At 65.0% G+C, this 26,536-nt stretch carries 28 protein-coding genes and 1 pseudogene; 13 read left to right on the top strand and 16 right to left on the bottom strand.

Annotation, left to right across the window (positions count from 1 at the left end; all coding sequences use genetic code 11):
- Positions 1–78: 78 nt before the first annotated feature.
- The 5 genes from QA642_RS21690 to QA642_RS21710 form a co-directional block, all read right to left on the bottom strand.
- On the bottom strand, positions 79–1,500 hold the full coding sequence (locus tag QA642_RS21690; RefSeq protein ID WP_283086421.1) for an MFS transporter: 1,422 nt from the start codon (positions 1,498–1,500) through the stop codon (positions 79–81).
- 92 nt (positions 1,501–1,592) lie between these two features.
- Complete coding sequence (locus QA642_RS21695; protein ID WP_283086422.1) at positions 1,593–1,754, bottom strand: hypothetical protein; 162 nt, start codon at positions 1,752–1,754, stop codon at positions 1,593–1,595.
- 194 nt (positions 1,755–1,948) lie between these two features.
- Complete coding sequence (locus tag QA642_RS21700) at positions 1,949–2,974, bottom strand: aldo/keto reductase (RefSeq protein ID WP_283086423.1); 1,026 nt, start codon at positions 2,972–2,974, stop codon at positions 1,949–1,951.
- A 116-nt stretch (positions 2,975–3,090) separates the two neighbouring features.
- Positions 3,091–3,327 carry a hypothetical protein gene (locus QA642_RS21705; RefSeq protein WP_283086424.1) on the bottom strand — a complete coding sequence of 79 codons (237 nt, stop codon included), beginning with the start codon at positions 3,325–3,327 and terminating at the stop codon, positions 3,091–3,093.
- Positions 3,328–3,419: 92 nt separating this feature from the next.
- Positions 3,420–4,376: a helix-turn-helix domain-containing protein gene (locus tag QA642_RS21710; protein WP_283086425.1), complete on the bottom strand. Its 957-nt coding sequence runs from the start codon at positions 4,374–4,376 to the stop codon at positions 3,420–3,422.
- Positions 4,377–4,573: 197 nt separating this feature from the next.
- On the opposite strand from QA642_RS21710, the gene QA642_RS21715 reads away from it, so the two are divergent.
- Together QA642_RS21715 and QA642_RS21720 are read left to right on the top strand one after the other, a co-directional pair.
- A complete protein-coding gene (locus QA642_RS21715) occupies positions 4,574–5,590 on the top strand; it encodes a carbon-nitrogen hydrolase family protein (RefSeq protein WP_283086426.1) in 1,017 nt (338 codons plus the stop codon).
- Between the two features lie 28 nt (positions 5,591–5,618).
- Positions 5,619–6,659 (top strand): phenylacetaldoxime dehydratase family protein, encoded by a 1,041-nt coding sequence (locus QA642_RS21720; RefSeq protein ID WP_283086427.1) that lies wholly within the window; start codon positions 5,619–5,621, stop codon positions 6,657–6,659.
- On the opposite strand, the gene QA642_RS21725 is transcribed toward QA642_RS21720, so the two are convergent.
- Positions 6,656–7,294, bottom strand: a complete 639-nt coding sequence (locus QA642_RS21725) for an HAD family hydrolase (protein WP_283086428.1) — start codon at positions 7,292–7,294, stop codon at positions 6,656–6,658. The genes QA642_RS21720 and QA642_RS21725 overlap by 4 nt on opposite strands.
- A gap of 89 nt (positions 7,295–7,383) precedes the next feature.
- Here QA642_RS21725 and QA642_RS21730 point away from each other — a divergent pair, with 89 nt between their 5' ends.
- The 4 genes from QA642_RS21730 (at position 7,384) to tsaA (ending at position 10,053) form a co-directional block, all read left to right on the top strand.
- Positions 7,384–8,334, top strand: a complete 951-nt coding sequence (locus tag QA642_RS21730) for a lytic transglycosylase domain-containing protein (protein ID WP_283086429.1) — start codon at positions 7,384–7,386, stop codon at positions 8,332–8,334.
- A gap of 107 nt (positions 8,335–8,441) precedes the next feature.
- Positions 8,442–9,182 carry an AzlC family ABC transporter permease gene (locus tag QA642_RS21735; protein WP_283086430.1) on the top strand — a complete coding sequence of 247 codons (741 nt, stop codon included), beginning with the start codon at positions 8,442–8,444 and terminating at the stop codon, positions 9,180–9,182.
- Positions 9,179–9,529: an AzlD domain-containing protein gene (locus tag QA642_RS21740; RefSeq protein WP_283086431.1), complete on the top strand. Its 351-nt coding sequence runs from the start codon at positions 9,179–9,181 to the stop codon at positions 9,527–9,529. The genes QA642_RS21735 and QA642_RS21740 overlap by 4 nt, the downstream gene beginning before the upstream one ends.
- Positions 9,530–9,561: 32 nt before the next feature.
- A complete protein-coding gene (tsaA, locus tag QA642_RS21745; protein ID WP_235545880.1) occupies positions 9,562–10,053 on the top strand; it encodes a tRNA (N6-threonylcarbamoyladenosine(37)-N6)-methyltransferase TrmO in 492 nt (163 codons plus the stop codon).
- A 117-nt stretch (positions 10,054–10,170) separates the two neighbouring features.
- On the opposite strand, the gene QA642_RS21750 is transcribed toward tsaA, so the two are convergent.
- The 4 genes from QA642_RS21750 to QA642_RS21765 are packed head-to-tail and all read right to left on the bottom strand — an operon-like array spanning position 10,171 to position 13,164.
- Positions 10,171–10,599: an HIT family protein gene (locus QA642_RS21750; protein ID WP_283086432.1), complete on the bottom strand. Its 429-nt coding sequence runs from the start codon at positions 10,597–10,599 to the stop codon at positions 10,171–10,173.
- A gap of 50 nt (positions 10,600–10,649) precedes the next feature.
- Entirely contained in the window at positions 10,650–11,891 is a 1,242-nt protein-coding gene (locus QA642_RS21755) for a GNAT family N-acetyltransferase (protein WP_283086433.1), read from the bottom strand.
- Positions 11,892–11,944: 53 nt separating this feature from the next.
- Complete coding sequence (locus QA642_RS21760) at positions 11,945–12,691, bottom strand: glycerophosphodiester phosphodiesterase (RefSeq protein WP_283086434.1); 747 nt, start codon at positions 12,689–12,691, stop codon at positions 11,945–11,947.
- 5 nt (positions 12,692–12,696) lie between these two features.
- Positions 12,697–13,164 carry a RidA family protein gene (locus QA642_RS21765; RefSeq protein WP_283086435.1) on the bottom strand — a complete coding sequence of 156 codons (468 nt, stop codon included), beginning with the start codon at positions 13,162–13,164 and terminating at the stop codon, positions 12,697–12,699.
- A gap of 254 nt (positions 13,165–13,418) precedes the next feature.
- Here QA642_RS21765 and QA642_RS21770 point away from each other — a divergent pair, with 254 nt between their 5' ends.
- Complete coding sequence (locus QA642_RS21770; RefSeq protein WP_283086436.1) at positions 13,419–14,264, top strand: cell envelope integrity EipB family protein; 846 nt, start codon at positions 13,419–13,421, stop codon at positions 14,262–14,264.
- Between the two features lie 122 nt (positions 14,265–14,386).
- Here the strand turns inward: QA642_RS21770 and QA642_RS21775 are convergent, their stop codons facing one another.
- On the bottom strand, positions 14,387–16,126 hold the full coding sequence (locus QA642_RS21775) for a hypothetical protein (protein WP_283086437.1): 1,740 nt from the start codon (positions 16,124–16,126) through the stop codon (positions 14,387–14,389).
- 20 nt (positions 16,127–16,146) lie between these two features.
- Positions 16,147–17,460, bottom strand: a complete 1,314-nt coding sequence (locus tag QA642_RS21780; RefSeq protein ID WP_283086438.1) for an autotransporter strand-loop-strand O-heptosyltransferase — start codon at positions 17,458–17,460, stop codon at positions 16,147–16,149.
- A gap of 526 nt (positions 17,461–17,986) precedes the next feature.
- On the opposite strand from QA642_RS21780, the gene QA642_RS21785 reads away from it, so the two are divergent.
- The 5 genes from QA642_RS21785 to QA642_RS21805 all read left to right on the top strand — a co-directional run bounded on the left by QA642_RS21785 (position 17,987) and on the right by QA642_RS21805 (position 23,150).
- Positions 17,987–20,125 (top strand): type I secretion system permease/ATPase, encoded by a 2,139-nt coding sequence (locus QA642_RS21785; protein ID WP_283086439.1) that lies wholly within the window; start codon positions 17,987–17,989, stop codon positions 20,123–20,125.
- Complete coding sequence (locus QA642_RS21790) at positions 20,112–21,542, top strand: HlyD family type I secretion periplasmic adaptor subunit (protein ID WP_283086440.1); 1,431 nt, start codon at positions 20,112–20,114, stop codon at positions 21,540–21,542. The genes QA642_RS21785 and QA642_RS21790 overlap by 14 nt, the downstream gene beginning before the upstream one ends.
- Positions 21,543–21,630: 88 nt before the next feature.
- Positions 21,631–22,032: a RidA family protein gene (locus QA642_RS21795; RefSeq protein WP_283086441.1), complete on the top strand. Its 402-nt coding sequence runs from the start codon at positions 21,631–21,633 to the stop codon at positions 22,030–22,032.
- 10 nt (positions 22,033–22,042) lie between these two features.
- A complete protein-coding gene (locus QA642_RS21800) occupies positions 22,043–22,453 on the top strand; it encodes an NUDIX domain-containing protein (protein ID WP_283086442.1) in 411 nt (136 codons plus the stop codon).
- 256 nt (positions 22,454–22,709) lie between these two features.
- Positions 22,710–23,150 carry a MerR family transcriptional regulator gene (locus QA642_RS21805; RefSeq protein WP_283086443.1) on the top strand — a complete coding sequence of 147 codons (441 nt, stop codon included), beginning with the start codon at positions 22,710–22,712 and terminating at the stop codon, positions 23,148–23,150.
- A gap of 522 nt (positions 23,151–23,672) precedes the next feature.
- Here QA642_RS21805 and QA642_RS21810 read toward each other — a convergent pair.
- A pseudogene (locus QA642_RS21810) lies at positions 23,673–23,756 on the bottom strand (IS5/IS1182 family transposase); the annotation flags it as partial.
- A gap of 329 nt (positions 23,757–24,085) precedes the next feature.
- On the bottom strand, positions 24,086–24,487 hold the full coding sequence (locus QA642_RS21815) for an ACT domain-containing protein (protein ID WP_283086444.1): 402 nt from the start codon (positions 24,485–24,487) through the stop codon (positions 24,086–24,088).
- A 199-nt stretch (positions 24,488–24,686) separates the two neighbouring features.
- On the opposite strand from QA642_RS21815, the gene QA642_RS21820 reads away from it, so the two are divergent.
- Positions 24,687–24,842, top strand: a complete 156-nt coding sequence (locus QA642_RS21820; protein WP_283086445.1) for a hypothetical protein — start codon at positions 24,687–24,689, stop codon at positions 24,840–24,842.
- A 16-nt stretch (positions 24,843–24,858) separates the two neighbouring features.
- Here QA642_RS21820 and QA642_RS21825 read toward each other — a convergent pair whose 3' ends face one another.
- Positions 24,859–26,148, bottom strand: coding sequence for a DNA polymerase IV (locus QA642_RS21825; RefSeq protein WP_283086446.1), 1,290 nt, complete (start codon positions 26,146–26,148; stop codon positions 24,859–24,861).
- Positions 26,145–26,456, bottom strand: a complete 312-nt coding sequence (locus tag QA642_RS21830) for a DUF3572 domain-containing protein (protein WP_283086447.1) — start codon at positions 26,454–26,456, stop codon at positions 26,145–26,147. The genes QA642_RS21825 and QA642_RS21830 overlap by 4 nt, the downstream gene beginning before the upstream one ends.
- Positions 26,457–26,536 lie beyond the last annotated feature (80 nt).

The following is a 26,536-nucleotide window of genomic DNA, read 5'->3' on the forward strand; positions in this document are numbered from 1 at the left end:
AAAGGCCGGCTGTTCAGCCGGCCTTTTTGTTTTTGGCGAGAACTGGCCGCGCCGTCGCGTGAACGAACCGTCGCGGCCTCAATCCCCCTTCATCCGCTGCCCGTCCTGCACCCGCACATGCTCAGCGCCGCGCGCGGCGGTGGGCGACAGGCGCAACATGCTGAGCAGCGCGCCGCACAGCGCAAAGCCGACGCCGGCCAGCAGCGCGATCCTGGTTCCCTCCTGCGGGTAGCGGCCGAGGAACAGCGCGACCAGCGCGGCGCCGGTGGTCTGGCCGAGCAGCCGGGCGGTGCCGAGCATGCCGCTGGCGCCGCCGGTGCGCTCGCGCGGGGCGGCCGCGATCATGGTGCGGTTGTTCGGTGTCTGGAACAGGCCGAATCCGAAGCCGGCCAGCGCCATGCGCCAGGCGATGTCGAAGGCGCCGGGCTCGGCCGGTAGCATGGCGAGGGAGGCCAGCCCGCCCGCGAACAGCAAAAGTCCGATGCCGCCGAGCAGGCCGGCGGGATAGTGCTCGACCAAGCGACCGGCGAGCGGGGCGGCGAACGCCACCGTGATCGGCCAGGGCGTGATCAGCAGCCCCATATGCACGGCCGAATAGCCGAAGCGGCTTTGCAGGTAGAACGGGATTGCGACGAAGGCCAGCATCTGGGCGCAGAACGAGGCGATCGAGGTCGCGATCGACAGCGCGAAGATCGGGATGCGCAGCAGATCGACCGGCAGCAGCGGCGCGGCCATATGGGTCTCGCGCCAGATCAGCGCGGCGCCTGCGACCGCGGCGACGGCGAATTCGATCAGGCAGGTGAGAAGCGGCTCGCCATGGCCGACGCTGTCGACGGCAAAAATGCCGACGCCGAAGGTGACGGCGCTTAAGCCCGCGCTTTGCCAGTCGAACGAATGCGCCGCGAGATGCGTGTGCGGCAGGCAGCGCGCGCCGAGGACAACGGCGACCGCACCGATCGGCACGTTGATCGCGAACAGCCAGGGCCAGCTGCCGACGGCGAGGATGCCCGATGCCAGCGTCGGCCCGATCGCGGCCGACACCGCCACGACGAGCGCGTTGCGCGCGATGCCGCGCCCGAGCAGTGCGTGCGGATAGGTGAAGCGGACCAGCGCGGTATTGACGCTCATGATGCCGGCCGCGCCGAAGCCCTGGACGATACGCGCGACCGTCAGCAGCGGCAGCGAGTGCGCCACGGCGCAGAACGCGGAGGCGAGGGTGAACAGCGCAAGTCCCGCCAGATAGACGCGCCGGTAGCCCACGATCTCGCCGAGTGAGGCGAGCGGCAGCAGCGAGATGGTGATGGCGAGCTGGTAGCCGTTGACGATCCAGATCGAGAAGGCCGGGCTCGCCTTGAGGTCGGCGGCGATGGTCGGTAGTGCCACATTGGCGATGGCGCCGTCGATCACGGACATGGTGATGCCGAGCGCGATGGTGAGAATGGCCCATCGGCGCTGCGGCAGCGGCAGGCCGTCGGCCTGCTCGATCGTGACCGTCGACATCGTGAGCAGCGTCTGGTTTGGCGAATCGAACGCGCCAGCTGGCGGAGTATTGCGCCAACCGGACGGGACCGCGATAGTTCCGGAACCGGCCGCTACCAGCGCGCGGTCGTCTTGCCCCAAATGTAGAGCGCAACGAGCCCGAGCGTCACAGTCGTCGACGCGACAATGGCGGTGCGATCCCAGTCGATCCGCGTCCGCTCGACGCGGTTCAAGTTGAGCACCGTGAACAGGGCCTTCATGGCAAAGCGGCGCATCGGGGGCCTCGCGAACGCCATACGATGCCACGGCCGGCCCCTCACGGCTTGATGCAGCTCAAGCCGCCGGGGACGAAGCAGATCGACCGGCTGCTAAAGCATGATCCGGAAAAGTGCGAAGCGGTTTTCCGGAAAGATCATGCGTAACCAACAACCTAAAGCGCGATGACGATTCACCCAAATCTCATCGCGCTTTAGACCGCCGGCGGATTACGGTCCGTGAAGGTCCCACGCTGGTGCCAATAGGGATAGGGCAGCGTCACCTTGCTCGCTTCATCGAGCTTGGCGATCTGGTCCTTGGTCAATGACCAGCCGACAGCGCCGAGATTCTCGCGCAGCTGCGCCTCGTTGCGCGCGCCGATGATCAGCGTCGACACCGTCGGACGCTGGAGCAGCCAGTTCAGCGCGATCTGCGACACGCTCTTGCCGGTTTCCTTCGCGACCTCGTCGATCGCATCGACCACCCGATAGACGTGCTCGTCCGGCACGGGCGGGCCGAACTCGGCGGTCTTGGGCAGGCGGCTCACCTCGGGCTTCGGCTGGCCGCGCCGGATTTTTCCGGTGAGGCGTCCCCATCCGAGCGGCGACCAGACAACGGCGCCGAGCCCCTGGTCGAGACCAAGCGGCATCAGCTCCCATTCGTAGTCGCGTCCGATCAGCGAATAGTAGGTCTGGTTGGCGACGTAGCGCGGAAAACCGTGCTTGTCGGCGACGGAGAGCGACTTCATCAGGTGCCAGCCTGAAAAATTCGAGACGCCGACATAGCGGATCTTGCCGGCGCGCACGAGCACATCGAGGGTGCTGAGCACCTCCTCGGGCGGCGTGAAGGCGTCGAAGCCATGGAGCTGGAACAGGTCGATGTAATCGGTGCCGAGCCGGCTCAGCGAGGCGTCGATGGCGGTTAGCAGATGCTGCCGCGACGAGCCGATGTCGTTGGGGCCATCGCCGAAGCGGAACGTCGCCTTGGTCGAGACCAACACCTTGTCGCGGCGGCCCTTGATGGCTTCGCCGAGAACGCGCTCGGACTCGCCGAGCGAATAGACGTTCGCGGTGTCGAACATCGACACGCCGGCTTCGAGGCAGATATCGAGAAGACGCCGCGCTTCGGTCGCGTCGGTCGTGCCCCAAGCGGCAAGGCGGCCGACGCCGCCGAAGGTGCCGGTCCCAAGGCTCAAAGCGGGCACCATGAGGCCTGACCGGCCCAAGCGTCGGTATTCCATTGATCTGCTCCTCGGCTGGCCGCTGATTGATCAGTGCGGCCTTGGAGCGCAATGGTAATGCAAGTACGCGCGCTGTCCTACGCTAGGCTCACATACCGGCCTTGCTTGGAAACGACCTAGTCGTGCAGACGCATGTCATCGAATGCCGCATCGGCAATGCGCGGACCGGCTGTCTTCGCCGAAGACTGAGCCTCGCCCCGTGTCGCAGGCGAGGGGAAACAGGCGACCTCGCCGTCACGCGCCTGCCGCGGCAGCAGAGTCAGGCTCCAGCCCACCAGGACGAGGACTGCGAGCCGGATCGCGATCACACCCAGCAGCAGCTCCGATCCGCTTATCGTAGACTGAGTCCTCATGCCTGGCAGCCTGATCCACGCAGCAACACAACACAATCTGGAATTGGCGAGCATTGCCTTCGCCTGGAGCGAAGGCTCGCGCAGATGGCTGCTCAGTGCCGCAACTGGCTCTGCCGGAAGTCGCGCGGCGACATTCCGAAATGCTCGCGGAAGACGCGGCCGAAATGCGAGAGATCGTTAAAGCCCCAAGCGAACGCGATCTCGCTGATGTGGCGGTGCGCAAGCACGGGCGAGGCGAGGTCGCGCCTGCATTGCGCGAGACGCTCGGCAAGGACATAGCGCTGGAACGACATGTCTTCATCGGCGAGCAGATCATTGACGTAGCGCGGCGAGATGCCGATTGCGGCGGCGGTTTCCGCCGGCGAGAGGTCGGGATCGGCAAGGTGCGCGCGGATGTGCGCCTTCAGCCGGTAGAGCAGGGCGGAACGGTGGGTCGAGGACGGCAGCGATGCCTTGCCGAGCCGTTCGCTCAGCGCCATCGCCAACAGATCGACGGCCTGCTCCGACAAGGCCGCGGCATGATCCGGCGCAAGCAGGTCCGCGCTCTGGCAAAGCCGGAAGATGAAATCGTAGGCGAGCCGTTCGAGCGGTGCGTCAGCCCCGAACGACATCGCGGTGAGCGTCTCGGTGGCGCCGAGCCGCCGCTGCAGCATTTCCCGCGGCACCTTGAAGATGGTCTGTGTGAAGGCCTCGTTGAACTTCAGCTCATAGGGCCGCGTGGTGTCGTAGAGCGCGAACTCGCCGGGATGGATCACGGTCTCGCGGCCGTCCTGCACCAAGCCGCCGTGACCGCGATTGCCGAGTGCGATGAGAACGAAATCCTGATCCGAACGTGCAATGCGAGAGGGTGTGCGGAACACGTGCTGGCGGTCGGAGCAGACCTCTGAGCACACCGCCTTGCCGAGCGGGGCCTGTGTGACCGAGCCGCGAAAGGCGCTGCCGAGATCGGACTTGCAGTCGAGCCCGACGAAGACGTCACACACGATGTCCTGCCAAAGCGCCAGCCGCCGGTAGCCGGGGCTGCCGTCTGTCGTGAACTGGATTGGCATCGGCAAGCCTCCCTGTCACATCCTGCAAAACCGCATGCTGGCGCGGATCGAGCCTTGGCCGAGGCAAATTCCGTACCGGGGCGGCGCTTCCGTCCAGTCGAGTTTTTGTTCCGCCGCGGTCGAGCGCGCGGCCGCCCGGCTTGGCCAAATAGACTGCATCGGACGTGGCTTCCGATCAACCGGCAAGGGAGGCGGGAATGGGCATCGAACATCCGAAATACAAGGTGGCGGTGGTGCAGGCGGCCCCGGCCTGGCTCGATCTCGACGGCTCGATCGACAAGTCGGTCGCGCTGATCAGGGAGGCCGCCGAGAAGGGCGCGAAGCTGATCGCCTTTCCCGAGGCCTTCATCCCCGGTTACCCCTGGCATATCTGGATGGACTCGCCGGCCTGGGCGATCGGCCGCGGCTTCGTGCAGCGTTATTTCGACAATTCGCTGGCCTATGACAGCCAGCAGGCCGAGCGGCTGCGCGAGGCCGTTCGAAGAGCGAAGCTGACGGCCGTGATCGGCCTGTCCGAGCGCGACGGCGGCAGCCTCTATCTCGCGCAATGGCTGATCGGGCCCGATGGCGAGACCATCGCAAAGCGCCGCAAGCTGCGGCCGACCCATGCCGAGCGCACCGTCTATGGCGAGGGCGACGGCAGCGATCTGGCCGTCCACGCGCGGCCCGACATCGGCCGCCTGGGGGCGCTGTGCTGCTGGGAGCATCTCCAGCCGCTGTCGAAATACGCGATGTATGCCCAGAACGAGCAGGTGCACGTCGCGGCCTGGCCGAGCTTCTCGCTCTACGACCCCTTCGCGCCGGCGCTCGGCGCCGAGGTCAACAACGCGGCTTCGCGCGTCTATGCGGTGGAAGGCTCCTGCTTCGTGCTGGCGCCTTGCGCGACCGTCTCGCAGGCGATGATCGACGAGCTCTGCGACCGGCCCGACAAGCACGCGCTGCTGCATACCGGCGGCGGCTTTGCTGCGATCTACGGCCCCGACGGCAGTCAGATCGGGGACAAGCTGGCGCCGGATCAGGAGGGCCTTTTGATCGCCGAGATCGACCTCGGCGCCATCGGCGTGGCCAAGAACGCGGCCGATCCCGCCGGGCACTATTCGCGGCCGGACGTGACGCGGCTGTTGCTCAACAACAAGCCGTACAAGTGCGTCGAGCAGTTTGCGCTGCCGGTCGACACCGTCGAGCCCACGGACATCGGCGCGGCGGCGAGCTGATCGCCGAGAGCAAGGGGAGGGCACGATCATGGAATCCGCAATTCCTCTGCATCTCGAAACGGCGCGCACGCGCCACAAGCGCGTGCCTGATGACTACCAGCCGCCATATCCGTCCTTCGTGGCGCGCTACAAGCCGGCCGTGAGCCGGGTCGTGATGGCCTATTTCGGCGTGCAGTATCATCGGTCAGCTCCGGTGGCCGCGACCGAGGCGCTCGCGGAGATTGCCGGGCGGTTCGCGGGCGAGGGCGGTCCCTCGCACTGGGACCGCGCGCATTATGTCGACCAGGCCGGCTATGAGACCGTCGTCTCGGTGGCCTATTGGGACGACGTTGCGCGCTTCGATGCCTGGTTTGCGTCGGCGCGCGAAGTTTGGACCGGCAGGGCCTGGGATGGCATCGGTACCTTCATCGAAGTGCTGCGTCCTGCGCTGGCGCGGCATGAGACGCTGTTCTCCTCGCCCGACCGGCCCGAGGGCGTCGCCGTCATCGCAGGCGGCATGAGCGGCGAGGTGCACGAGCACGCTTATTGGGGCGGGATGCGCGATCGCATTCCGCTGTCGCAGACCGATCCGATGTCGCCGGCGGGTACTCCCGAGCTGATCCGCGACGGCGCGCGCCTGCGCGTCAAGGCACACGATAATCTCTGCCTGATCCGCTCGGGGCAGGACTGGAGCGATACCGAGGCGTCCGAGCGGAAGCTCTATCTCGACGACGTCGAGCCGGTGCTGCGTGAGGGCATGGATTTCTTGCGCGACGACGGCCTTGCGATCGGCTGCTACGCCAACCGCTACATGCGTGTGCTCGCGAATGACGGCAGCGCGAACGAGAAATCCTACGGCCAGAGCTGGTGGAAGAGCCTCGCCGCGCTCGAGCGCTGGGCGGAGTCGCATCCGACCCATGTCAGGATCTTCGGCGCGGCGATGAAATACCTCTCGACGCTCGGGCCGTCAGCCAAGCTGCGGCTTTATCACGAGGTCACGGTGGCAGCCGCGGACGAGCAGTTCTTCGAATACCTGAACTGTCACGCGAAGACCGGCATGCTTGCGGCGGTGGAGACCGTCAGCGCCTAATCCAGGCAATGGCCGAGCAGTTCGGGATGCGCGGCGCAGATGCGATGTGCACCGGCATCCCGCAGCTCGGCCTCGCTGCCGTAGCCATAGAGAACGCCGATCGCGGTCATGCCGTTGGTGCGGGCGCCGACCACGTCGTGGCTGCGGTCGCCGATCATGATCGCATCGGCGGGATCGACCTTGGCTTGGTCGAGCGCGTAGCGCAGCAGGTCGCGCTTGTCGACGCGCGTGCCATCGAGCTCGGAGCCGAACACGCGCTCGAAATACGGCTTGAGGCCGAAATGATCGACGATGCGGGTGGCATAGACTGCCGGCTTGCTGGTCGCCACGAACATGCGCTGATGCGTCGCGGCAATCGAGGACAATGTGTCCTTGATCCCGCCATAGGCCTCGTTCTCGAACAGGCCGACATCGCTGAAGCGCTCGCGATAGAGCAGCAGCGCGCGGTCAGCGAGTTCCGAGCTGCCGGTAAGCTTCTCCAGGCTGGCATGCAGTGGCGGGCCGATGCACCAGGTCAGTTCGTCCTCGCTCGGCACCGCGACGTTCAGCCGCTCCAGCGCGTACTGGATCGAGCGGGTGATCCCGGGTTTCGGGTTGGTCAGCGTGCCGTCAAGATCAAAATAGATTGTAGCCATCTGGGCGGGACCAGCGTTGATATCGTCGCCCGTTGCTAGTTGGCTGGGCCCTCAAGTCAAGGTCCGATTTGTCCGCTATCATGGACGCCATGCGTATAACCCAGGTTATTGCTGTGTTCTGTCTTGCCGTCGCGGTGTCGCCCGCGCCTGGCCAGGAGACACCGAACCGGTTCGTGCATCCGAGCGTCGAGGAGCTTGCACATCCGCCGGAGAAGCCTGACGCGCGCGAAAGCAATACGCGGGAATCTATCTGCCTGATTGTGGAGGCGGCCGCGCGCGACAATAACCTGCCGCTGGAGTTCTTCGCCCGCGTGATTTGGCAGGAAAGCCGCTTCCAGGCCGATGCGGTGGGGCCGATGACGCGGAGCGGCGAGCACGCCCAGGGGATCGCGCAGTTCATGCCGGGCACCGCGAGCGAGCGCGGGCTCCTCAATCCGTTCAATCCGGTGCAGGCGCTGCCGAAGTCGGCCGAATTCTTGAACGAGCTGCGAAACCAGTTCGGCAATCTCGGCCTCGCGGCGGCGGCCTACAATGCGGGACCGCGCCGGGTCCAGGAATGGCTCGCCGGCACCGGCGGCATGCCGGAGCAGACCCGTAACTATGTCTATGCCATCACCGGCGCGAGCGTCGATGCCTGGGCCAAGGCCGGCAGCACCGGCAAGGGGCCGCCGAGCTCGCCGCCGACGAGCTGCCGCGATCTGATGGCGCTGCTCAAGCGCGCGCCAAATCCGTTCGTCGCCGAGCTCGAGCAGCATGTGGAGCTCGCCGCCGCAAAGATCTGGGGCGTGCAGCTCGCGGCCGGCTTCGACCGCAACAAGGCGCTGGCGATGTATTCCCGGGCCGTCACGAAGCTGAGCGCCGTGATCGGCGAGCGTGATCCGAGCCTGCTGAGCTCCGTGATGCGCAGCCGCGGCACGCGCGCGTTCTATCAGGTGCGCATCGGCGCGGACACGCGCAACGAGGCGGATGATCTTTGCAATAAGATCCGCAAGGCTGGCGGCGCCTGCTTCGTGCTGAAGAACCGGGGCGTGACCGGGTAGGGCTTCTGTCTTCTCACGCATGCCAGCCCCGCCGCGCGCTTCCTTGACGCGGGCCGTCGCATTGCCCGTTATGCAGGCACGATTCCGCAACCTCGGCCGGCCCTCCCTTGGCGCTTCCTCCGCTCGATTCACCTCAATGGCAAAGCCCGTGGCGCGCCTTTGGCTGGGGGCTGCGCTCGATCACGCAGACGATCCTCACGCTCGTCCTGTTCGCGACCTATCTCGGCATCGGTGCGCTGGCCCATGACAGCCATTTCAGCCTGCTCTGGGCGCTCTGCTCGACGCTGTTCGTCTGGGCAGGCCCGGCGCAGATCATTTTGATCACCACGCTCGGCTCGGGCGCCACCATCATCCAGTCGGCGATCGCGGTCACTGTCAGCGCCATCCGTCTGTTTCCGATGGTGGTCTCGGTGCTGCCGCTGATGCGCACGCCGACGACCAAGCGGCGGGAGCTGTTCTTCGCGGCGCATCTCACCGCCGTGACGCTGTGGGTCGAATGCCATCGCTTCCTGCCGCAGGTGCCGCGCGAGCGGCGGATCGCCTTCGTCAATGGACTGGGCTTTGGTCTGGTCTCGGTGTGTCTCACCGCCAACACGGTCGGCTATTTCCTCGCCGCCAACCTGACGCAGACGCTGGGCGCGGCGATCCTGATGCTGACGCCGCTGTCGTTCCTGTTCTCGACCGCGCGCAACAGCCGGGAGGCCGCCGACGTCGTCGCGCTGGCGCTTGGCGTTCTGCTCTATCCGCTGGCCGCGAAGATGGATTCCGGCCTCGACATCCTCGTCAGCGGCCTTGTGGCCGGCACCATCGCCTATGGCGTGCACTGGTGGCGGGAGGTACGCGCATGAGCTACGCACAGCTCATCGGCGACTGGCATGCGCTCGTTGTGCTGTTCGTCACCGGCGTCGTTCCCAACCAGATCTGGCGCATGCTGGGCCTGTGGTTCGGCGGCGGCATCGACGAGGGCTCCGAGTTGCTGGTCTGGGTGAGGGCGGTCGCGACCGCGATCCTGGCCGGCGTCATCGCCCAGATCGTGGTCCAGCCGCCTGGCGCGCTGGCTAGCGTGCCGGATGCCCTGCGCTACGGTGCGGTCGGCGCCGGCCTCGTCGTCTTCCTGCTGACCCGCCGCTCGATTTTCGCGGGCGTGGTGACCGGCGAACTCTTCATGCTGGCCGGCAAATGGTGGTTGGGCTAAAACCGCCGGCGAACAGCTAAGGAACTGGAAATATGGTTCGCGAAAACGAGCTCCGCGAGGGCGAGGTCGCCATCGAGCTGCCGCCTGTGGAGGATGCCGGCCTGGTCTTCATCGGCCGCATTCGCACGCCCTGGACCTCGCGGCTGGAGACGCCGCGGCAGGGCCGCCACGACGGCCCGATCTGCCGGCTCGAGATCTTTGAGCCGTTCGTGCCGGCCATCAAGGGGGTCGACTTCTACAGCAATCTCGAAGTGCTGTACTGGCTCGACAAGTCGCGCCGCGACATCATCCTGCAAAGCCCGAAGAACAACGAGAAAACCCGCGGCACCTTCTCGCTGCGCTCGCCGGTGCGGCCCAATCCGATCGGGACCTCGATCGTGAAGCTGGTCGGCATCGAGGGAAATACGATTCTGGTGCGCGGCCTCGACTGTCTCGACAACACGCCGCTGATCGACATCAAGCCTGATCGCTGCGAGTTCACCCCGCTGGCCGCGCCGCAGCCGGGGGACTTTCAGACGGAGTGAGGGGGCACCGCTCCAACCCCGTCATTGCGAGGAGCTCTTGCGACGAAGCAATCCAGACTGTTTCTGCGGAGGCAGTCTGGATTGCTTCGCTTCGCTCGCAATGACGAGCGGAGAGACCTAGCCCGCCTTCAGGGCCACGATCAGCTTGGTCGCGTTCTCTTCCAGCACCTTGACGTCTTCCTTGCGGCTCGCGGGCGGCAGCATCGCGACGCCATCGTGGCGCGGCATCACGTGCATGTGGAGATGAAACACCACCTGTCCGCCGGCAGGCTCGTTGAACTGCTGCACGGTGATGCCGTCGGCCTCGAACGCCTTCATCGCTGCGGCCGCGATCTTGTGCGCGCCGCGCGCGACATGGGCGTAGTCGTCCGGCTGGATGTCGAGGATGTTGCGAGCAGGGGCCTTGGGGATCACCAGGGTGTGGCCAGGCACGCGCGGCATGATGTCGAGGAAGGCGAAGACATGCTCGTCCTCGTAGACCTTGTAGCAGGGAAACTCGCCGCGCAGGATCTTTGCGAAGATGTTATTGGGGTCGTAGGCGGTCATGGCGGGGCTCCCAAGATTTTGCGCTTACTGTCACCAGCGGCGGCACATCGTCAAGGCGCCTCGCCGATGCCTTTGCGGAACGGGCCGAGCTCGGCGAGCTCCCGTCCGGCTTCCGCGACATAGGCACGCTCGCGCTTGAGGTAATCGTCGATGGCGCGGCGCAGGCCGGGATCGGCGATGAAATGGGCGGAATGGGTCGTGCGCGGCAGGTAGCCGCGCGCGATCTTGTGCTCGCCTTGAGCGCCGGCCTCGACATGGGTGAGGCCGCGCTTGATGGCGAAATCGATCGCCTGGTAGTAGCAGACCTCGAAATGCAGGAAGGGATGATGCTCGACCGCGCCCCAGTTGCGGCCGAACAGCGTGTCGGAGCCGATGAAGTTGATCGCGCCCGCGATCCAGCGCTCGTTGCGGCGGGCCATCACCAGCAGCACGTCATCGCTCATGGTCTCGCCGACGAGCGAAAAGAATTCGCGCGTCAGGTAAGGCCGGCCCCACTTGCGCGAGCCCGTCTCCATGTAGAACGCGAAGAACGCGTCCCAGGCGTCCTCGGTGATGTCCTTGCCGGTGAGCCAGTGGATGGTGATGCCGGCCGCCAGCGCATCGCGCCGCTCGCGCTTGATCGATTTGCGGTGGCGCGAATTCAGTGTCGCCAGAAAATCGTCAAAACTCGCAAAGCCCTCGTTGCGCCAATGGAACTGCTGGTCGGTGCGCTGGAGGAAGCCGTGCTGGGCAAGCAGCTTCCACTCCGCCTCGCGGGCGAAAGTGACGTGCACCGAGGAGGCCTTGCTGACGCCGCACAGCGCCACCAACCCGCTCGCCAGCGCCTCGGTGATGCGCCCGCGATCGACACCGTCGCGCACCAGCAGGCGCGGGCCCGTGGCCGGCGTGAAGGGAACCGAGACCTGGAGCTTCGGATAATAGCGTCCGCCGGCGCGCTCATAGGCGTCCGCCCAGCCGCGGTCGAAGACGTATTCGCCCTGGCTGTGTGATTTCAGATAGCAGGGCACCACTCCGGCGACGCGGCCGTCGAGCTTGGCGACGAGATGCCGTGGACCCCAGCCGGTGCGGATCGTTGCCGAGCCCGATTTCTCGACGGCAGATAAAAATGCGTGTGAGACGAACGGGTTATAGGCCGGTTTTGAGAGGCCGAGGGAGCCGCCTGGAAGAGCGGATGAGGTTCCCGCGCTAACCCCGTTGCACTTGCCGCCGGGATTGGCGCAGGCGTCCCAATCCTCGGCAGACACCTCGCCAATAGAAGGGACCGCCTCGAGCGTGATTTCAGATGATGCCATCGAGCCCAAGATCGTGCATTGCAGCAGCGACTTCAAGGGTGGGACCATCATGCCTACGGCACGAATCCCTCAAAGATCATCTGATCGGCATACTGCCCGACCCGCGTCCGCTGCTCGGGTGTGCGCACGGTCCAGCCCAGCAGGGCGCAGCCGAACAGATTGCGGGCGATCCAGGGGGCGGGGGCTGGGAGGTGGTCGACCTTGAAGGCGACGAAATGCGGCTGGGTCTGAAAGCCGTGGCGCAGGTACAGCATGCTGTCGCGCTGCTCTTGCGTCAGGTAGGCCCAGTACTCGTCCTCATAGGTCCGCTGCGCGACGATGCCGCGCGGGCGGCTCGGCAACAGCTCGCGCAGCGCCAGCACCTGGTCGGGATCGAAGGACATGCCGACGGCGGGGCCGTCATAGGACGCCAGCACCTCGGCCATCCGCTTCACCAGCTTGCGGTCGCCGCCAAAATGGCTCTTCACCTCGATCACCAGCGGCACGCGGCCGGCGACCATGGCGCAGAGGTCGGACAGCGACATCATCCGCTCGTCGGTGTCCTTGAACTTGATCGCCCTCAGCTCCGCTGCGGTCTTCGAGACCACCTCGCTCGTCGCCTCGGTGAGGCGGCCGAGCGCGTGGTCGTGATGGATCATCGCCTCGCCGTCGGCTGAGAGCTGGATGTCGACCTCGATCGCGAAATTGCCCGCGATCGCAGCCTGCACCGCGCCCGGCATGTTCTCGACGATGCCGCGCGAAATGTCGTGCAGGCCGCGATGAGCGACCGGTCGGGCTGTCAGCCAATCCGGAGCGCGCATGCGCCTCAAGCGACCTCGAACACGCCTTCGACCTCGACCGCCGCATCCGCGGGCAGCGAGGCGACACCGACGGTGGTGCGAGCATGGCGGCCCTTGTCACCGAAGGCGGCGACCATCAGGTCGGAGGCGCCGTTCAGCACCTTCGGCCCGTCCAAAAAGTCCGGCGCAGAGTTGATGAAGCCGCCGAGGCGCACCACGCGCACGACCTTGTCGAGCTCGCCGAGCGCTGCCTTGACCTGGGCCAGCAGGTTGACCGCGCAGCCGCGCGCGGCCGCGGCACCGTCCTCGATCGAGACGCCGGCGCCGAGCTTACCCTTGGCGATCAGCTTGCCGGCGGGGTCGAAGCAGACCTGGCCGGAGACGAACAGCAGATTGCCGGTGCGCACGAACGGCACGTAATTGGCCACCGGGGTGGGGGCCTCATGCAGCTTGATGCCCTGTTCCGCCAGTTTCTGCTCGACCGTGCCCGCCATGTTCGACCTCGTTGTCCAAAAATTCGTCCAGGATTCCTCAGCCCGGGCGCTATCTGTTGGCCCGGCGCGTCCTGTTTCGCCCATCGTACCGCCACATGCAAGCAACCGGAGGCACCGCATTTTGTTGAGGCAGGGCAGGCGGTTCAACGCAAAGGCCGCAACTTTACGTGAAACGGCCTCAGTTGCGACGCAATGGAACAGTCATTAAAATGTCGAATCTGCGCTCGCCAAGGACGCGTCCCCAAGGAACAGACATGGTGCACCTTTTCCGGACTTCGCTCGGTGTGATGGCGCTCGCTGCGGCCAGTTTCGGCCCTGGCTGCGGGGCGCAGGCCGCCAACGGTCCGTTCCTCGCGCACCAGGCGCTGTACGATTTGAGCCTGGTGAAATCGCGCTCCAATTCGATCAACAGCGCGCGCGGCCGCATTCTCTACAACTTCACCGGGAGTGCCTGCGAGGGCTACACCTCGGAATTCCGCCAGGTCTCCGAGCTCGACAGCGGCGAGGGCAAGGTCACGCTCAGTGACCTCCGCTCCAATTCCTGGGAGGATGCCGCGGGAAAAAGCTACCGCTTCAAGATCGAGACGCGGATGAACGAGGCCGATGCCGGCCGGGTCGACGGCTCGGCGGAGCGCGACGGCGACCACATCAACGTCAAGCTGAAGCTGCCGGCACCCAAGACCTTCACCCTCGACGGCAAGATCGTGTTCCCGACCGAGCAGATCCAGCGCATCATCGCGGCGGCAAAGGACGGCAAGTCGCTGCTCGAGCTCTCCGTCTATGACGGCTCGGACGACGGCCAGAAAGTCTACAACACGCTGACCGTGATCGGCCAGCCGATCCCCGCCGACCGCACGATCTCGTCCGATCCGTCGACCTCCGACGAGCACATGAAGTCGCTCAAGCGCTGGCCCGTCACCGTCAGCTATTTCGACCGCGAGTCCCAGCAGAAGGAAGGCGAGCAGACCCCGGTTTACGCGATGGCGTTCGAGCTCTACGAGAACGGCGTCTCCCGCCAGCTCGTGCTCGACTACAATGATTTCGTCATTTCCGGCGCCATGGGCAAGTTCGACGTCAAGGACAGCAATCCCTGTAACTGAGCGTCGACTCCCGACGCACGTAGGCGAGCCAACAGCCCGAAGTAAAAGGGCGCAGCCTCGGAAAGGCTGCGCCCTCGATGTTTCAGGGCAGGCGGAGCCGGGCTCCGCCGCCCGTGTCGCGATCAGGCCGCAAGGGCGTTGGGCGCGAGGTTCGCCTGCGGCACGACGACGTGCTCGGTGATCATGGTGCCGCCATGTCCATCCGAAGCCAACGCGAAGTTCGCGGCCGAGTACTGGCCCAGCAGGGCCAGCGAGGCCGAATTGACGCCGTTGCTGATTGTCAGCGTGCCGCCGCCATTGCCGGGATCGGCCGCGTAGCCCAGCGTCGTCCCCGCGCCGAAAGCGATGTCGCGGAGGTCGATGATGTCGGTATCGCCGAAGCCGGAGATCTGACCCGAAAACAGGTCGGAGCTGTCGAGCTGAAGCGTGCCGCCTTCGCCCTCGAACGTGACGTCGACCGCAGCGCCGCCCACGGCAACATGCGCGAGACCACCGGAGATGATGGTGCCGTTGGCCACGCCGCTGTTCACGAGCTCGACGCCGCCGCTGTGGACGATCGTTCCGTTGGTGATGCCGCCGGACACGGTCTGGAGGCCGCCGCTGTTCACCACCGTGTCGTTGGCGACGCCCATGACGTTCTCCTTGCCGTGATTTCCGATCACGGTATCGTCGACGACGCCATAGACGTATTCGATGCCACCGAGGTTGGTGGTGTTATCCGCAGTGCCGTAGACGAACTGGTATCCGCCGCTGATGACCATGTTCGTCGCAAGGCCGCCGACCTGGATCATGGCGTAGCCGCCGGTCAGCACCGTGGCATTCTTCGAGATGCCGCCGGTGTCGATCACCGCGTAGCCGCCGGAATTGACGGTCGTGTTTGTCGAGGTACCACCGGCGCTGACGATCTCGTAGCCGCCGCGGTTGACCGTAGTCGCGAACGAGCTTCCGCCTGCGCTGACGAACTCGTAGCCGCCGCTATTGGCGATCGTGCCGCTGGTCACGCCGCCCGAGGTGACGATTTCGTAGCCGCCGCGGTTGACCACGGTGGCGAGCGCCGTGCCGTAGATCTGCACCAGCTGTGTTGCGCTCGTCAGGGTCGTGCCGCTCACCACGCCGCCGCCGAGCACGGTCTGCGTGCCGCCGGTCATCACCGTGTTGTTGGCGACGCCATCCCAGACGATCTGGGAGCCGCCGCTCATATGCGTGCCGTTGGCGGTGCCGCCGGCCAGCACATATGCGAAGCCGCCGCTCATGGTGGTGTTGTTCGCGACACCGCCGCTTCCGATGAACTGCCACCCGCTGGTCATCGTCGTGTTGATCGCAAGGCCGATGATGTCCTGCTGGCCCCCGGCAATGGTGGTGCCGCTCGCGGTCGCACCGCCATAGACGGCCTGGTAGATGGCGTTGCCGAGCGTCGAGCCGCTGGCCACGCCACCGGAATAGACCCATTGCGCGCCGGCGCTCAGGTTGGTTCCGGTCGCGATGCCGCCGTCATAGATGGCCTGAACGCCGCCGCCGGTCGTGTCGCTCGCCGTGCCGCCGGAGTAGACGTTCTGCGTGGCGCCGTCCAAGGTGGTGTCGATCGCCTTGCCACCGTTGAAGATGTTCATGACGGCGCCGCCGGCGATCGTCGCATTGATGTCGGTGCCGAATACGTTCTCGACGGCAAGCCCGCCGAGGAAAGAGTCGACAGCCGTTCCGCCGGCGTCCACCACCAGCACGCCGCCGCCATTGACGACCGTCCCGTTGGCGGTGCCGCCGGCGTGGATCTCGAGCGTGCCGTTCCACAGGACCAAGGTCCCGTCGACGGTCGCCCCGGAGCCGACCTCCAGAGTGTCGCCCGGCTGTACTGTGTCAGTCATCGCATTTCTCCTGGTAAAATTCACTGTGTCCTATGTCCGTTTCGCGTCCCGAAGCCCGGGATGGTCTCGATTGTGCGTCTCACTTGGTCGAAGGTGATCAACCGCGTGCACTCGAATTGTCGCGGCGTATCCTTGTGGCGTGGACACCACAGGAAATCTTTGTGGTCGAACCTGTGAACAGGATCGTTCCAGCAGGAATTGCAGGCGTGATAGTTGACGACGCGGTAGGGCGTCGTGAACTCGTTGGTCGGATGGGTGAAGCCGCTGATGAGCACGACCGGCGTTCCGGTCGCCCAGGCGAGCCATGACAGCCCGCTCGACAGGCCGATGAAGAAGTCCGCGTGCTTGAGCCAGCGCGCGCGCTCCTGCAGCGGGCGGTCGCCGGTCTCGTCCTCGGCGCCGTGCGGAATCTGCGTCCACACCACGCCGGAGCCGTGAACGGGCTTCTGGTCGATGCAGATCACGCGATAGCCCGCCTGCTTCAGGAAGCGGACGGTCTCGCGCCAGCCGTGCGGATTATTCCAGTATTTGCACTGCGTCGTGCTCTGCACGGCGATGCAGACATAAGGCTCGGATATCGGAGGGGTGTCATCGGCCACCGCAATGCGTGGTGGCTGCTCGGCCGGATCCACGCCGAGGATGTAGCCGGCGGTGCGATGCAGACCGATATGGCGGAAGTCGCAGGGCTGAAACACATGGTCCTGATCGTCGAAGAACAGCCCGATATTGTACGTCGCGTAGTAGCGGCGTGGATCGACCTCGCCGTGACCGAGCAGCGTAATGTCCGGATAGGCCGTGCGGAACAGCGGGATGACCTTTTCGGACATCGTGCAGGTCAGGCGGCAGCCGTGGAGGGCGCGAAATCTGTCCGCGTAGGGAAACCACCCGATCGTATCGCCGAGTGTCATCTCGGGAAGCTGGATCAGGACGTCGCGACCTGTGGCTGAATAGTCGTGCTGGAGGACGACCTCGCCTTTGATCCATATTTCGAGACGGATGCGCACGAAGTAGCGCTTGGTCGAATTGATGCGGCCCGACTTGATCTCGGTTTCGAACAGCACATTGCCGCTGTCGATGTCGCTGAGCCTGACCCGGTAGGGGCCGTTGCCGTCGGGGAGCAACACCCGGCAGCCGTCGTTGAAGTCGAAGCGGATGCCGAGCGGGCCGGACTGGGTCGGGACGTCGGCTGGCGGACGGAATGGCAGCTTGTCCGGCCCCGCCGACGGCGCCCGCGCGCTCTGCGGCGATGGCGCGCCAGAGCCCGGTCCCGGCGCCGGGGGCCGAGGTGAGCCGTTCGCGCCCGGAGCGGGTGATGGGGCGTGCGCAATATTCATAGGTGAGCGGTCGGCTAAATGGACTTCATCTGACGGTTTTGGTGCGGAATGGCTGGCTGTCGCTATCGCAAAGACCGGGCCGTCGGTGTCGCGGCGACGGGTAGGCAATTACGATATACGCATCAATTTTGTTATCATAACACAGTGAGTGATGGTTTATTCCTATCCATTGTTATGTGATGTTGCGTCGCGTTGACGCGTCGGTTCGCGCCGAACGACGCCGCCAAAGATGACGAGCCGATCTTGACGAGCTGATCGGTGCATTTTCGATGACGAGGGCCAAACGGGGCCTATTTTTGTTGATGCAGAGAGCGATGCGGGCCTGAAGATAGGGTTCACCCAAATGTCGTCGGCGTTGAGTAAGACCCCTGATCGCAGGCGTCGGGATCGCCGTTCAATTGAATTTACGTTCGTATGTGAGTCGCGTTTGCATTATATAACATATATCGTCGGAATATCATATGAGTTTCCGCGCGGCCGCCGAGGTGTGCGCGCGTGACCGGGTTGAGACATGACGGGGCGGCACATGGCTGAAGACGTGGCCCGAGAGCCGTCCGGAGACCCGGGCCTTCACGCGATCGTCGCCTTGTTGCGTTTGAACGGCGTGGGGGCGAGCCCGGACCAGGTCCGGCATCAATTCGGCAACACGATCGGTGTCACCGAGATCCTGCGTTGCGCAAAGGGCTTCGGCCTGAAAGCCAAGTCCGTCTCCACGAGATGGGAGCGGCTTGGCGGATTGCCGATGCCGTGCATTGCAGTCTTGCGCGACGGCGGGTTTCTGCTGCTCGGCAAGGCCGGGGAGGACAAGATCATCGTCCAGGTGCCGGATGCCGCGAAGCCGGACCTGATGACCCGGGCCAAGTTCGAGGCCGTATGGGACGGCCGGGCGATCCTGGTCGCCAAGCGTTCGCTGCTGACCGATCTCTCGCGGCGCTTCGACATCACCTGGTTCCTGGGGGCGATCCACAAATACCGGCGGCTGCTCGGCGAGGTGCTGGTCGGCTCGCTCTTCCTCCAGCTGTTCGCGCTGGTCTCCCCGTTGCTGTTCCAGGTCGTGATCGACAAGGTGCTGGTCCATCGCAGCATGACCACCCTGGACGTCGTCGTGACCGGGCTGGTCGCGATCGCGATCTTCGAGACGATCCTCGGCGCGCTCCGCACCTATCTGTTTTCGCACACGACCAATCGCATCGACGTCGAATTGGGCGCGCGGCTGTTTCGGCATCTCTTGGCGCTGCCCATCGGCTATTTCCGGGCGCGCCGGGTGGGGGACTCGGTCGCGCGGGTGCGGGAGCTGGAGAACATCCGCAATTTCCTCACCAGCTCGGCGCTGACCATCGCGATCGATCTCTTCTTCGCCATCGTCTTCATCGCGGTGATGTGGTTCTATTCGCCGCTGCTCACGCTGATCACGTTGGCCTCGTTTCCGTTCTACATCGCGGTCTCGGCCGGCGTCAGTCCAGCCTTCCGCGGGCGCCTCGACGAGAAATTCCAGCGTGGTGCGGAGAACCAGGCCTTCCTGGTGGAATGCGTCACGGGCGTCGAGACGCTGAAGGCGATGGCGCTGGAGCCGCAGATGCAGCGGCGCTGGGAGGAGCAGCTCGCTGCTTACGTGGCGGCGAGCTTTCGCGTCATCAGCCTCGGCAATACCGCGAGCCAGGCCATCCAGTTCGTCAGCAAGGTCGCGACCGCCGCGATCCTGTATTTCGGCGCGAGGCTCGTCATCGGCGGCGATCTGACCGTCGGCGAGCTGGTCGCCTTCAATCTCCTGGCGGGGCGCGTCAGCACGCCGGTGCTTCGCCTGGCGCAGATCTGGCAGGATTTCCACCAGGCGCGGTTGTCGGTGCAGCGGCTGGGCGACATCCTGAACACGCCGGCAGAGCCCGTCTACACGCCGGGGCGCGCGGCGCTGCCTGCGATCCGCGGCGACATCAAGTTCGAGCACGTCACCTTTCGCTACCGCATCGACGGTCCCGAGATTCTCAGCGATGTGAGCCTGAGCGTGCCGGCGGGGCAATTCGTTGGGGTCGTCGGCACCTCGGGATCGGGCAAGAGCACGCTCGCCAAGCTGATCCAGAGGCTCTATGTGCCCGAGAGCGGGCGTGTGCTGGTGGACGGCACTGACCTCGCGATGGTCGATCCGGCCTGGCTGCGCCGGCAGATCGGCATCGTGCTCCAGGAGAACATCCTGTTCAATCGCACCGTCCGCGACAACATCGCGCTCGCCGATCCCTCCATGCCGATCGAGCGCGTCATCGAAGCCGCGAGGCTCGCCGGGGCGCACGACTTCATCCTCGAGCTTCCGGAAGGGTACGACACGGTCGTCGGCGAGCAGGGGAGCACGCTGTCCGGCGGCCAGCGGCAGCGGATCGCCATCGCGCGGGCGCTGATGACCAATCCGCGCATCCTGATCCTCGACGAGGCGACGAGCGCGCTCGACTACGAGAGCGAGCGGATCGTCCAGCAGAACATGGCGCAGATCGCCAAGGGACGCACCGTCTTCGTGATCGCCCATCGGCTGTCGACCCTGCGGATGGCCCACCGCATCATCACGATGGATCGCTGCCGCCTGATCGAGGACGGGACTCATGACGAGTTGATCAAGACGGGCGGCCGCTACGCCACGCTGTTCCGGCTTCAGGCGGGCTTGCATGAAATCAGCTAGCAAGGTCGTGCCGTTTCCGGCCAGCAGGGCTCCGGCGCGGAGCAAGGACGAGATCGCCTTTCTGCCGGCCGCACTGGAGATCGTCGAGGCGCCGCCCAATCCGGTCGGCCGCGCCGTCGGTGCCGTGATCGTTGCCGCCTTCGCGGTGGCGATCGTCTGGGCCTGCCTTGGCACCGTCGATATCGTCGCGGTGGCACCGGGCAAGGTGATCCCGAGCGGCCGGACCAAGGTGATCCAGCCGTTCGAGACCAGCGTGGTGCGCGCGATCCAGGTCGCCGATGGCCAGACGGTGCAGGCAGGGGATGTGCTGGTCGATCTCGACTCCACGATGAACGAGGCCGAGCTCGGGCACCTCAAGAGCGATCTCGTCAGCCCGCAGCTCGAGGCGGCGCGGCTGCGCGCGGCCCTCGCCGGCGGCGATCCAGCCGCCAGTTTCCATCCGCCGGAAGGCGCTCCCGCCGAGCTCGTGAAGGTTCAGCAGCGATTCCTGGCGAGCCAGGCCGCCGAGCAGGCGGCCAAGCTGGCCTCGATCGAGCATCAGGTCGCGCAGAAGGAGGCCGAGCGGGCCACGATCACGGCGATGATCGGCAAGCTCGAAGCGACCATCCCGCTGCTCCAGCAACGCGTCGACATGCGCAAGCAGCTGTTCGACAAGGAATTGGGATCGAAGATCTTCTATCTCCAGGAGCTGCAGGATCTGGTGGGCCAGCAGCAGGAGCTCGTGGTTCAAAGGAGCCGGTCCAGGGAGGTCGACGCGGCCCTCGCTGCACTGGTCGAGACCGGGACGAAGACGACGGCCGAATATCAGCGCTCGCTGTCGGACGATCTTGCCAAGGCCGAGCAGAAGGCCGCGGGCCTGATGCAGGACGTGGTCAAGGCCGAGCAGAGGAGGAGCTTCCAGCGCCTGACCGCGCCGGTCGACGGCGTCGTGCAGCAGCTTGCCATCCACACGGTCGGCGGCGTCGTCACGCCCGCGCAGTCGCTGATGGTGATCGTGCCGCTGGAGAGCCGGCTGGAGATCGAGGCGATGGCGTCGAACCGCGACATCGGCTTCATCGAGGTCGGCCAGGACGTCGCGATCAAGATCGATACCTTCAATTTCACCCGGTATGGGCTGGTGGACGGCAAGGTCACGAGCGTGTCACACGATGCCATCACCCGCGACAAGCCTGCGGACAAGAATGGCGACAAATCCTTGGGCACCGAACAGGACAGCAGCGAGCCCAAGGGGCAGGAGCTGGTTTATTCGGCCCGGATCGCTCCCGCGAAGGACCGGATGCTGATCGAGGACAAATCCGTCAATCTCTCACCTGGCATGGCCGTGACGGTCGAGATCAAGACCGGGACGCGCTCGATCATCAGCTATCTGTTGTCGCCGCTTGCGCGCTATCGGCATGAAAGCATGCGGGAGAGATAGCGGAGCATCGCGCGCCGCATCTTTCCCGCTGGCTCCGATCTCGCGATCCGGATAGGCTGTTCGACGAACAAAACGCCAGGGAGCCCCCATGCCCAAGCTCGATCATCTCCGCCCCAGCGGCCTTCATCACAATCCGGCCTATTCCCACGTCGTCACCGCCTCCGGCGCCCGCACCATCTACATCTCCGGGCAGGTGTCGGTGGATGAGGAGGGCCGCATTGTCGGCGAGGGCGATCTCGCCGCGCAGACCACGCAGGTGATGCAGAATCTGGGACATGCGCTGAAGGCGGCGGGCGCGAGCTATGCCAACATCGTGAAGATCACGACCTTCGTCGTCGGTTACAAGCCGGAGCTGCGCCCGATCATCGGCAAGGCCCGCTCGGCTTTCTTCGAGGGCATGGACCCGCCGGCCTCGACCCTCGTCGGCGTCTCCGCGCTCGCCGCGCCGGAATGGCTGATCGAGATCGAAGCGATCGCTGTTGCGGATTGAGTGTGCAGCAATGACCTCGAATGATTCCATCCGGATCGCGGCTGCGCTGATGAGCCGGAGCGATGGGCATGTCCTGCTGGTCAGGAAACGGGCCACCGAGGCTTTCATGCAACCGGGCGGCAAGATCGAAGCGGGCGAGCATCCACAGGCCGCGCTGAGGCGGGAATTGGCCGAAGAGCTCGGGATCGAGGTCGACCCGAGCGAGATGACGTATCTCGGCCGATACACCGCGCCGGCTGCACACGAGCCGGGGCGGCTGGTTGATGCCGAAATCTTCCGTATCGCCATCGCGCGGTCGGTCCATCCCGGTGCGGAGATCGAGGAGTTCCTATGGCTGGACCCGAATGCGCCTGGATCGGTGAAGCTTGCGCCGCTGACACGCGACAAAGTGCTGCCGCTGTGTTCGCGTCCGGTCCGATAGCCGTACCTCCGCTCCAGCAAAAACTGAAAAACAACCCCATGCACAGTAGAAGCGCAATCTCGGAACCGCCCATAATTTCGTATTTTGCGAAATTACTTTGACGCGTCGGGCAAAACAGTGGCACTATGGCATCGTGGCCGTCCGAATATAGCAACGGCCAATCGAGGTAGGTGACGCGCGCAATCCGTGCGCGATGTCCTGTCTCCGGGCAAACCGCGTTACAGTCGCCAGGCGGTTTCGAACGAAGGGAAAGGCCATGTCGCGAGGGCTTCGCATCGGAGAGGTCGCCGGCCGAACGGGCCGCAGTATTCACACTATCCGTTGGTATGAAGCTCAGGGCTTGATCCCCGGCGTTATCAGGGATCGCGGCGGACGACGGGTCTACAGCGATTTTCACGTTGGCTGGTTGGATCTGATGGAGCGCCTGCGCGGCACCGGCATGTCGGTCAAACAGATGCGCGAATATGCGGCGCTTGCGAAACGCGGCGAAGCAACGCTGACCGAGCGTCACGCGCTGCTCGCAGCCCATCAGCAGTGCGTGCAGGACAACATCCATCGTTGGACGCAGGCTTTGGCGCTCATCGAAGCCAAGGTCGAATTCTATGAGGAGTGGATCGTCAGCGGGGAAAGACCCGCCGTGTCGCCGCATGGACGCCTCAAGGCCGCACCGGCCTCCTTGGCTGCCGGGCGGCCTTAGCACCCTCTCGACCAATGCGGTGTCCATGTACTCGGTCAGCTCGCGCAGTTTTCCGTCCGCCATGCGAATGACGAAGCAGTACGTGTTGGCGTAGAGCTCGCCGGCCAGCGTCGTCGCATTGCCCCGGCATTCGGCGACGACGTAATCGCCTTCAGCAATGATGCGGGATACCGTGAGGCTGGTGGGAGCGGTGAATTGTCGGTGGAGAGGCTTCATCAGGCACTCTAGCACGTCGGCCTTGCCGACGTACTCGCCGGACCAGGCCGTCGAGCCGGTGATGCGCCAGACGAAATCATCTGCCATCGCGGCGATGAACGGGCCGGGGTCGCGACGTGCGCGCGCATCCATGATGCCCTGAATGAGTGCCTTGTTGTTGTCGGTCACTGTCATGGGCTGTCTCCTGAAATCGAGGCCAGCCGTCTCTCTACAGGCTAGAGCGTGCTCTAGATCAAGCCGAATTTAGGATGTGGACTCATTAGCGCCGAGCCGTAGCCTGATTGACGCGAAATGGACGAAGGCAAGCTAATTGGCGCCAAGATTGTCGTACCGCGTCGCTACCCGACGACATTGCTTGATCCTGTTGAAGAGCAGCTCAACTCGATTGCGAGCGTGATATGGGCACTGGTGTGGTAAGGTATGCGCCCACCTTGTCGATTTTGCACTTCCGGCGAGAGTTCGGTCTGCGCAGAACTCTTTTCGGGTTGAAGCAACTGCTCGGCGAGGCACAGCAGTGCAACCTTCAGGCGTCGTCGCGACACAATCATTGATTGCTTCCTATGTCCAGCTATCGCCAACATAGTTCGACCGTGCGGACTAGAGGTGAGTCCGCAAGTGGCCCTTCCGCGACCTCGGGAGACGTCCACTTTCCCGCCGTTGTCAGGGGTTGAGCAGACATCGGGCGGCCAGCCGCTTATGAGTACATAGCCTAGCTAGGCTCAGTTCGTCCCGCTCATGTTTTGCAACAGAGCCATCGCCTCGTCAGCCCGGTCCACGGCCACGAAGAGATGGTCGTGGTGGAAGGCCGAAACGGCATTCACGCTGATCCCGGCCGCGGCGAGACGCGCGGTGATTGCTGCCAAAAAGCCCACCGCATCGAGCGCGGAGTGAACCGCGAGGGTGATCAGGCGCGATGGGAATGCGCACCGTAGTCCCGCACGTTCGGCCTCCTCGTGCCGTATCACCAGCGTAGTTCCTTCGCGTTCGCGGAAGGTCAGCACCGGGTTGATGGTGGCTGGAATGCTCGCGCTTGGTGCAAGCGTGCAGAACACGAAGATGCCGTCCATGATCTCCGGCTTCATGTTGCTCAGCAGCGCGTCGAGATCGCGTTCGCCTGTCACGGTGCCAGCCTCCGAACCGGTAAGATCGTTTCAGCCCCTGCGAAGCCATTGGCGCCAGCGGCTGTTGAAGCCGGAAGCAACATACCTTTGTATATCCCCTCTAATCCTTCTCATACGCTGATCTTACGCTGGTACAATTGAGCGACGGCGGGAGATTCTTACAATTTGAGTCCACTCGGGTCACTGCGAGGAAGCTCAAATGAACGTCGTCATCCGGAAGCTCAACGGCTTATGGCACCTCATCGTCGGGTCTGGCCAGATCCGAACGCCGTTCCTGGAAACGCAGGATCGGCAGTTGGTCGTTCGATATGCCAGGCGCGCCTATCCGGGTGCACGGATCTTCGAATGCGACTGAGTTGAACAGGACGCGATCACTCCTGCGCCTTCTCCGGCCCGTCATAGGCGATGCCCCGGATCACGGCGGCGCTGCCGAACTTCTTGCGCAGACTGTCGACGGCGCGCTCGGCATGGGCGGCGCGACGGTCCAGCATGTCGGTGTCGTCGGCGGGCGAGCCTTCGCGCAGCGCGCTGACGCCGGCGCCCATCAGGCGGAAGGCTGTGCCGTCGATCTCTTTCGCCAGCATCTCGCGGCAGATCGAAAAAATCTTTGCGGCGAGCTGCGTCGGGGCTGCGATCGACTGCGAGCGGGTGCGCTGGCGGAAATCGGCGGTCTTCAGCTTCAGCGTCACCGTCGAGCCGGCGAGCTCGCTGCTCTTGAGGCGCGACGATGTCTTCTCGCAGAGTCGCCACAGGATTTTTTCCAGCGTCGCGAAATCGCGGATGTCGGTCTCGAAGGTGGTCTCGCTGGAGATCGTCTTGGCGCCGCGGTCAGGCTCGACGCGGCGGTCGTCGATGCCGCGCGCGAGCCGCCACAGCCTGCGGCCATCGCTCGGAAATTGCCGCATCATCTCGATCTCGTCGGCCTTCTGCAGATCGGCGATGATGCGGAAGCCGCGCTGCACGAGGCGCTCCTGGGTGGCGGGTCCGACGCCGAAGATGAAGCCGACCGGCTTTTCCGCCAGCATCACGCGCGCCTCTTCCAGGTCCAGTGCCGCAAAGCCGCGCGGCTTGTCGAGGTCGGAGGCGATCTTGGCCAAAAACTTGTTGCAGGACAGCCCGACCGAGACGGTGATGCCGACGTCGCGCTCGACGTTGCGGGCAAAGCGCGCCAGCACCTTGGCCGGGATCATGCCGTGCACCCGCTCGGTGCCGGAGAGATCGAGGAAGGCCTCGTCGATCGAGAGCGGCTCCACCAGCGGCGTCAGCGCCTGCATGGCCTGCCGCACCTCGCGCCCGACGCGGACGTATTTCGCCATGTCGGGCGGAATCACGGTCGCATGGGGACAGGCCTCGAGGGCCTTGAACATCGGCATCGCCGAGCGCACGCCGTAGGTGCGCGCGATGTAGCAGGCGGCCGACACCACGCCGCGCTTGCCCCCGCCGATGATGACGGGCTTGTCGGCGATGTCGGGATTGTCGCGCTTCTCGACCGTCGCATAGAAGGCGTCGCAGTCGATATGGGCGATGGTCAGGCTCGACAGTGCTCGGTGGCGGACGAGACGGGGGGAGCCGCAGGCGGAACAGCGCCGCACGCCCATATCCAGATCGGCCAGACAATCCCGGCAGAAGCAGCGGGGCCCGGCCGTATCAGGACCGGTCACGGCACGTCGCGCTCCCAATTGGGGTCGCCGAGCGCATCACCGAGGACCTGCCGCGCCGCGGCAACGTTGGTCGGGTGCAGTTCCGCGGCCTTGGCGAAGGCCTTCACGGTGTCGTCATCACGCAGCACGAAATCGAGCACGCTGAGGAGGAAATTGGGGTCCGAGGCGGCGTTGCGCAGGGTCTCCGGACCGACCCCTGTCTCGGCCAGGAACAGGCCCAGCCGCTCGGGCTCGCTCGCGACGAAGGACAGCGCCTGAATCGCAACGATTTCAGCAACTTCCCGGGGGTTGTGAACAGGCTTTTTCAATGGCGCAGTTTGCCTTTCCGTTAACTTTCGGTGTCTACTTTGGATCATGCCCGAGTCTTGGGATTGAGTCTCGGCCCTGA

It is taken from the genome of Bradyrhizobium sp. CB2312 (genome assembly GCF_029714425.1).
Lineage (GTDB): Bacteria > Pseudomonadota > Alphaproteobacteria > Rhizobiales > Xanthobacteraceae > Bradyrhizobium.

What these genes read in the sequence shown, in the direction of transcription:
- QA642_RS21690 (WP_283086421.1), bottom strand. Translation starts at nt 1,500, where the DNA reads ATGTCGACGGTCACGATCGAGCAGGCCGACGGCCTGCCGCTGCCGCAG.
- QA642_RS21695 (WP_283086422.1), bottom strand. Translation starts at nt 1,754, where the DNA reads ATGCGCCGCTTTGCCATGAAGGCCCTGTTCACGGTGCTCAACTTGAAC.
- QA642_RS21700 (WP_283086423.1), bottom strand. Translation starts at nt 2,974, where the DNA reads ATGGAATACCGACGCTTGGGCCGGTCAGGCCTCATGGTGCCCGCTTTG.
- QA642_RS21705 (WP_283086424.1), bottom strand. Translation starts at nt 3,327, where the DNA reads ATGAGGACTCAGTCTACGATAAGCGGATCGGAGCTGCTGCTGGGTGTG.
- QA642_RS21710 (WP_283086425.1), bottom strand. Translation starts at nt 4,376, where the DNA reads ATGCCAATCCAGTTCACGACAGACGGCAGCCCCGGCTACCGGCGGCTG.
- QA642_RS21715 (WP_283086426.1), top strand. Translation starts at nt 4,574, where the DNA reads ATGGGCATCGAACATCCGAAATACAAGGTGGCGGTGGTGCAGGCGGCC.
- QA642_RS21720 (WP_283086427.1), top strand. Translation starts at nt 5,619, where the DNA reads ATGGAATCCGCAATTCCTCTGCATCTCGAAACGGCGCGCACGCGCCAC.
- QA642_RS21725 (WP_283086428.1), bottom strand. Translation starts at nt 7,294, where the DNA reads ATGGCTACAATCTATTTTGATCTTGACGGCACGCTGACCAACCCGAAA.
- QA642_RS21730 (WP_283086429.1), top strand. Translation starts at nt 7,384, where the DNA reads ATGCGTATAACCCAGGTTATTGCTGTGTTCTGTCTTGCCGTCGCGGTG.
- QA642_RS21740 (WP_283086431.1), top strand. Translation starts at nt 9,179, where the DNA reads ATGAGCTACGCACAGCTCATCGGCGACTGGCATGCGCTCGTTGTGCTG.
- tsaA (WP_235545880.1), top strand. Translation starts at nt 9,562, where the DNA reads ATGGTTCGCGAAAACGAGCTCCGCGAGGGCGAGGTCGCCATCGAGCTG.
- QA642_RS21750 (WP_283086432.1), bottom strand. Translation starts at nt 10,599, where the DNA reads ATGACCGCCTACGACCCCAATAACATCTTCGCAAAGATCCTGCGCGGC.
- QA642_RS21755 (WP_283086433.1), bottom strand. Translation starts at nt 11,891, where the DNA reads ATGGCATCATCTGAAATCACGCTCGAGGCGGTCCCTTCTATTGGCGAG.
- QA642_RS21760 (WP_283086434.1), bottom strand. Translation starts at nt 12,691, where the DNA reads ATGCGCGCTCCGGATTGGCTGACAGCCCGACCGGTCGCTCATCGCGGC.
- QA642_RS21765 (WP_283086435.1), bottom strand. Translation starts at nt 13,164, where the DNA reads ATGGCGGGCACGGTCGAGCAGAAACTGGCGGAACAGGGCATCAAGCTG.
- QA642_RS21770 (WP_283086436.1), top strand. Translation starts at nt 13,419, where the DNA reads ATGGTGCACCTTTTCCGGACTTCGCTCGGTGTGATGGCGCTCGCTGCG.
- QA642_RS21775 (WP_283086437.1), bottom strand. Translation starts at nt 16,126, where the DNA reads ATGACTGACACAGTACAGCCGGGCGACACTCTGGAGGTCGGCTCCGGG.
- QA642_RS21780 (WP_283086438.1), bottom strand. Translation starts at nt 17,460, where the DNA reads ATGAATATTGCGCACGCCCCATCACCCGCTCCGGGCGCGAACGGCTCA.
- QA642_RS21785 (WP_283086439.1), top strand. Translation starts at nt 17,987, where the DNA reads ATGGCTGAAGACGTGGCCCGAGAGCCGTCCGGAGACCCGGGCCTTCAC.
- QA642_RS21790 (WP_283086440.1), top strand. Translation starts at nt 20,112, where the DNA reads ATGAAATCAGCTAGCAAGGTCGTGCCGTTTCCGGCCAGCAGGGCTCCG.
- QA642_RS21795 (WP_283086441.1), top strand. Translation starts at nt 21,631, where the DNA reads ATGCCCAAGCTCGATCATCTCCGCCCCAGCGGCCTTCATCACAATCCG.
- QA642_RS21800 (WP_283086442.1), top strand. Translation starts at nt 22,043, where the DNA reads ATGACCTCGAATGATTCCATCCGGATCGCGGCTGCGCTGATGAGCCGG.
- QA642_RS21805 (WP_283086443.1), top strand. Translation starts at nt 22,710, where the DNA reads ATGTCGCGAGGGCTTCGCATCGGAGAGGTCGCCGGCCGAACGGGCCGC.
- QA642_RS21820 (WP_283086445.1), top strand. Translation starts at nt 24,687, where the DNA reads ATGAACGTCGTCATCCGGAAGCTCAACGGCTTATGGCACCTCATCGTC.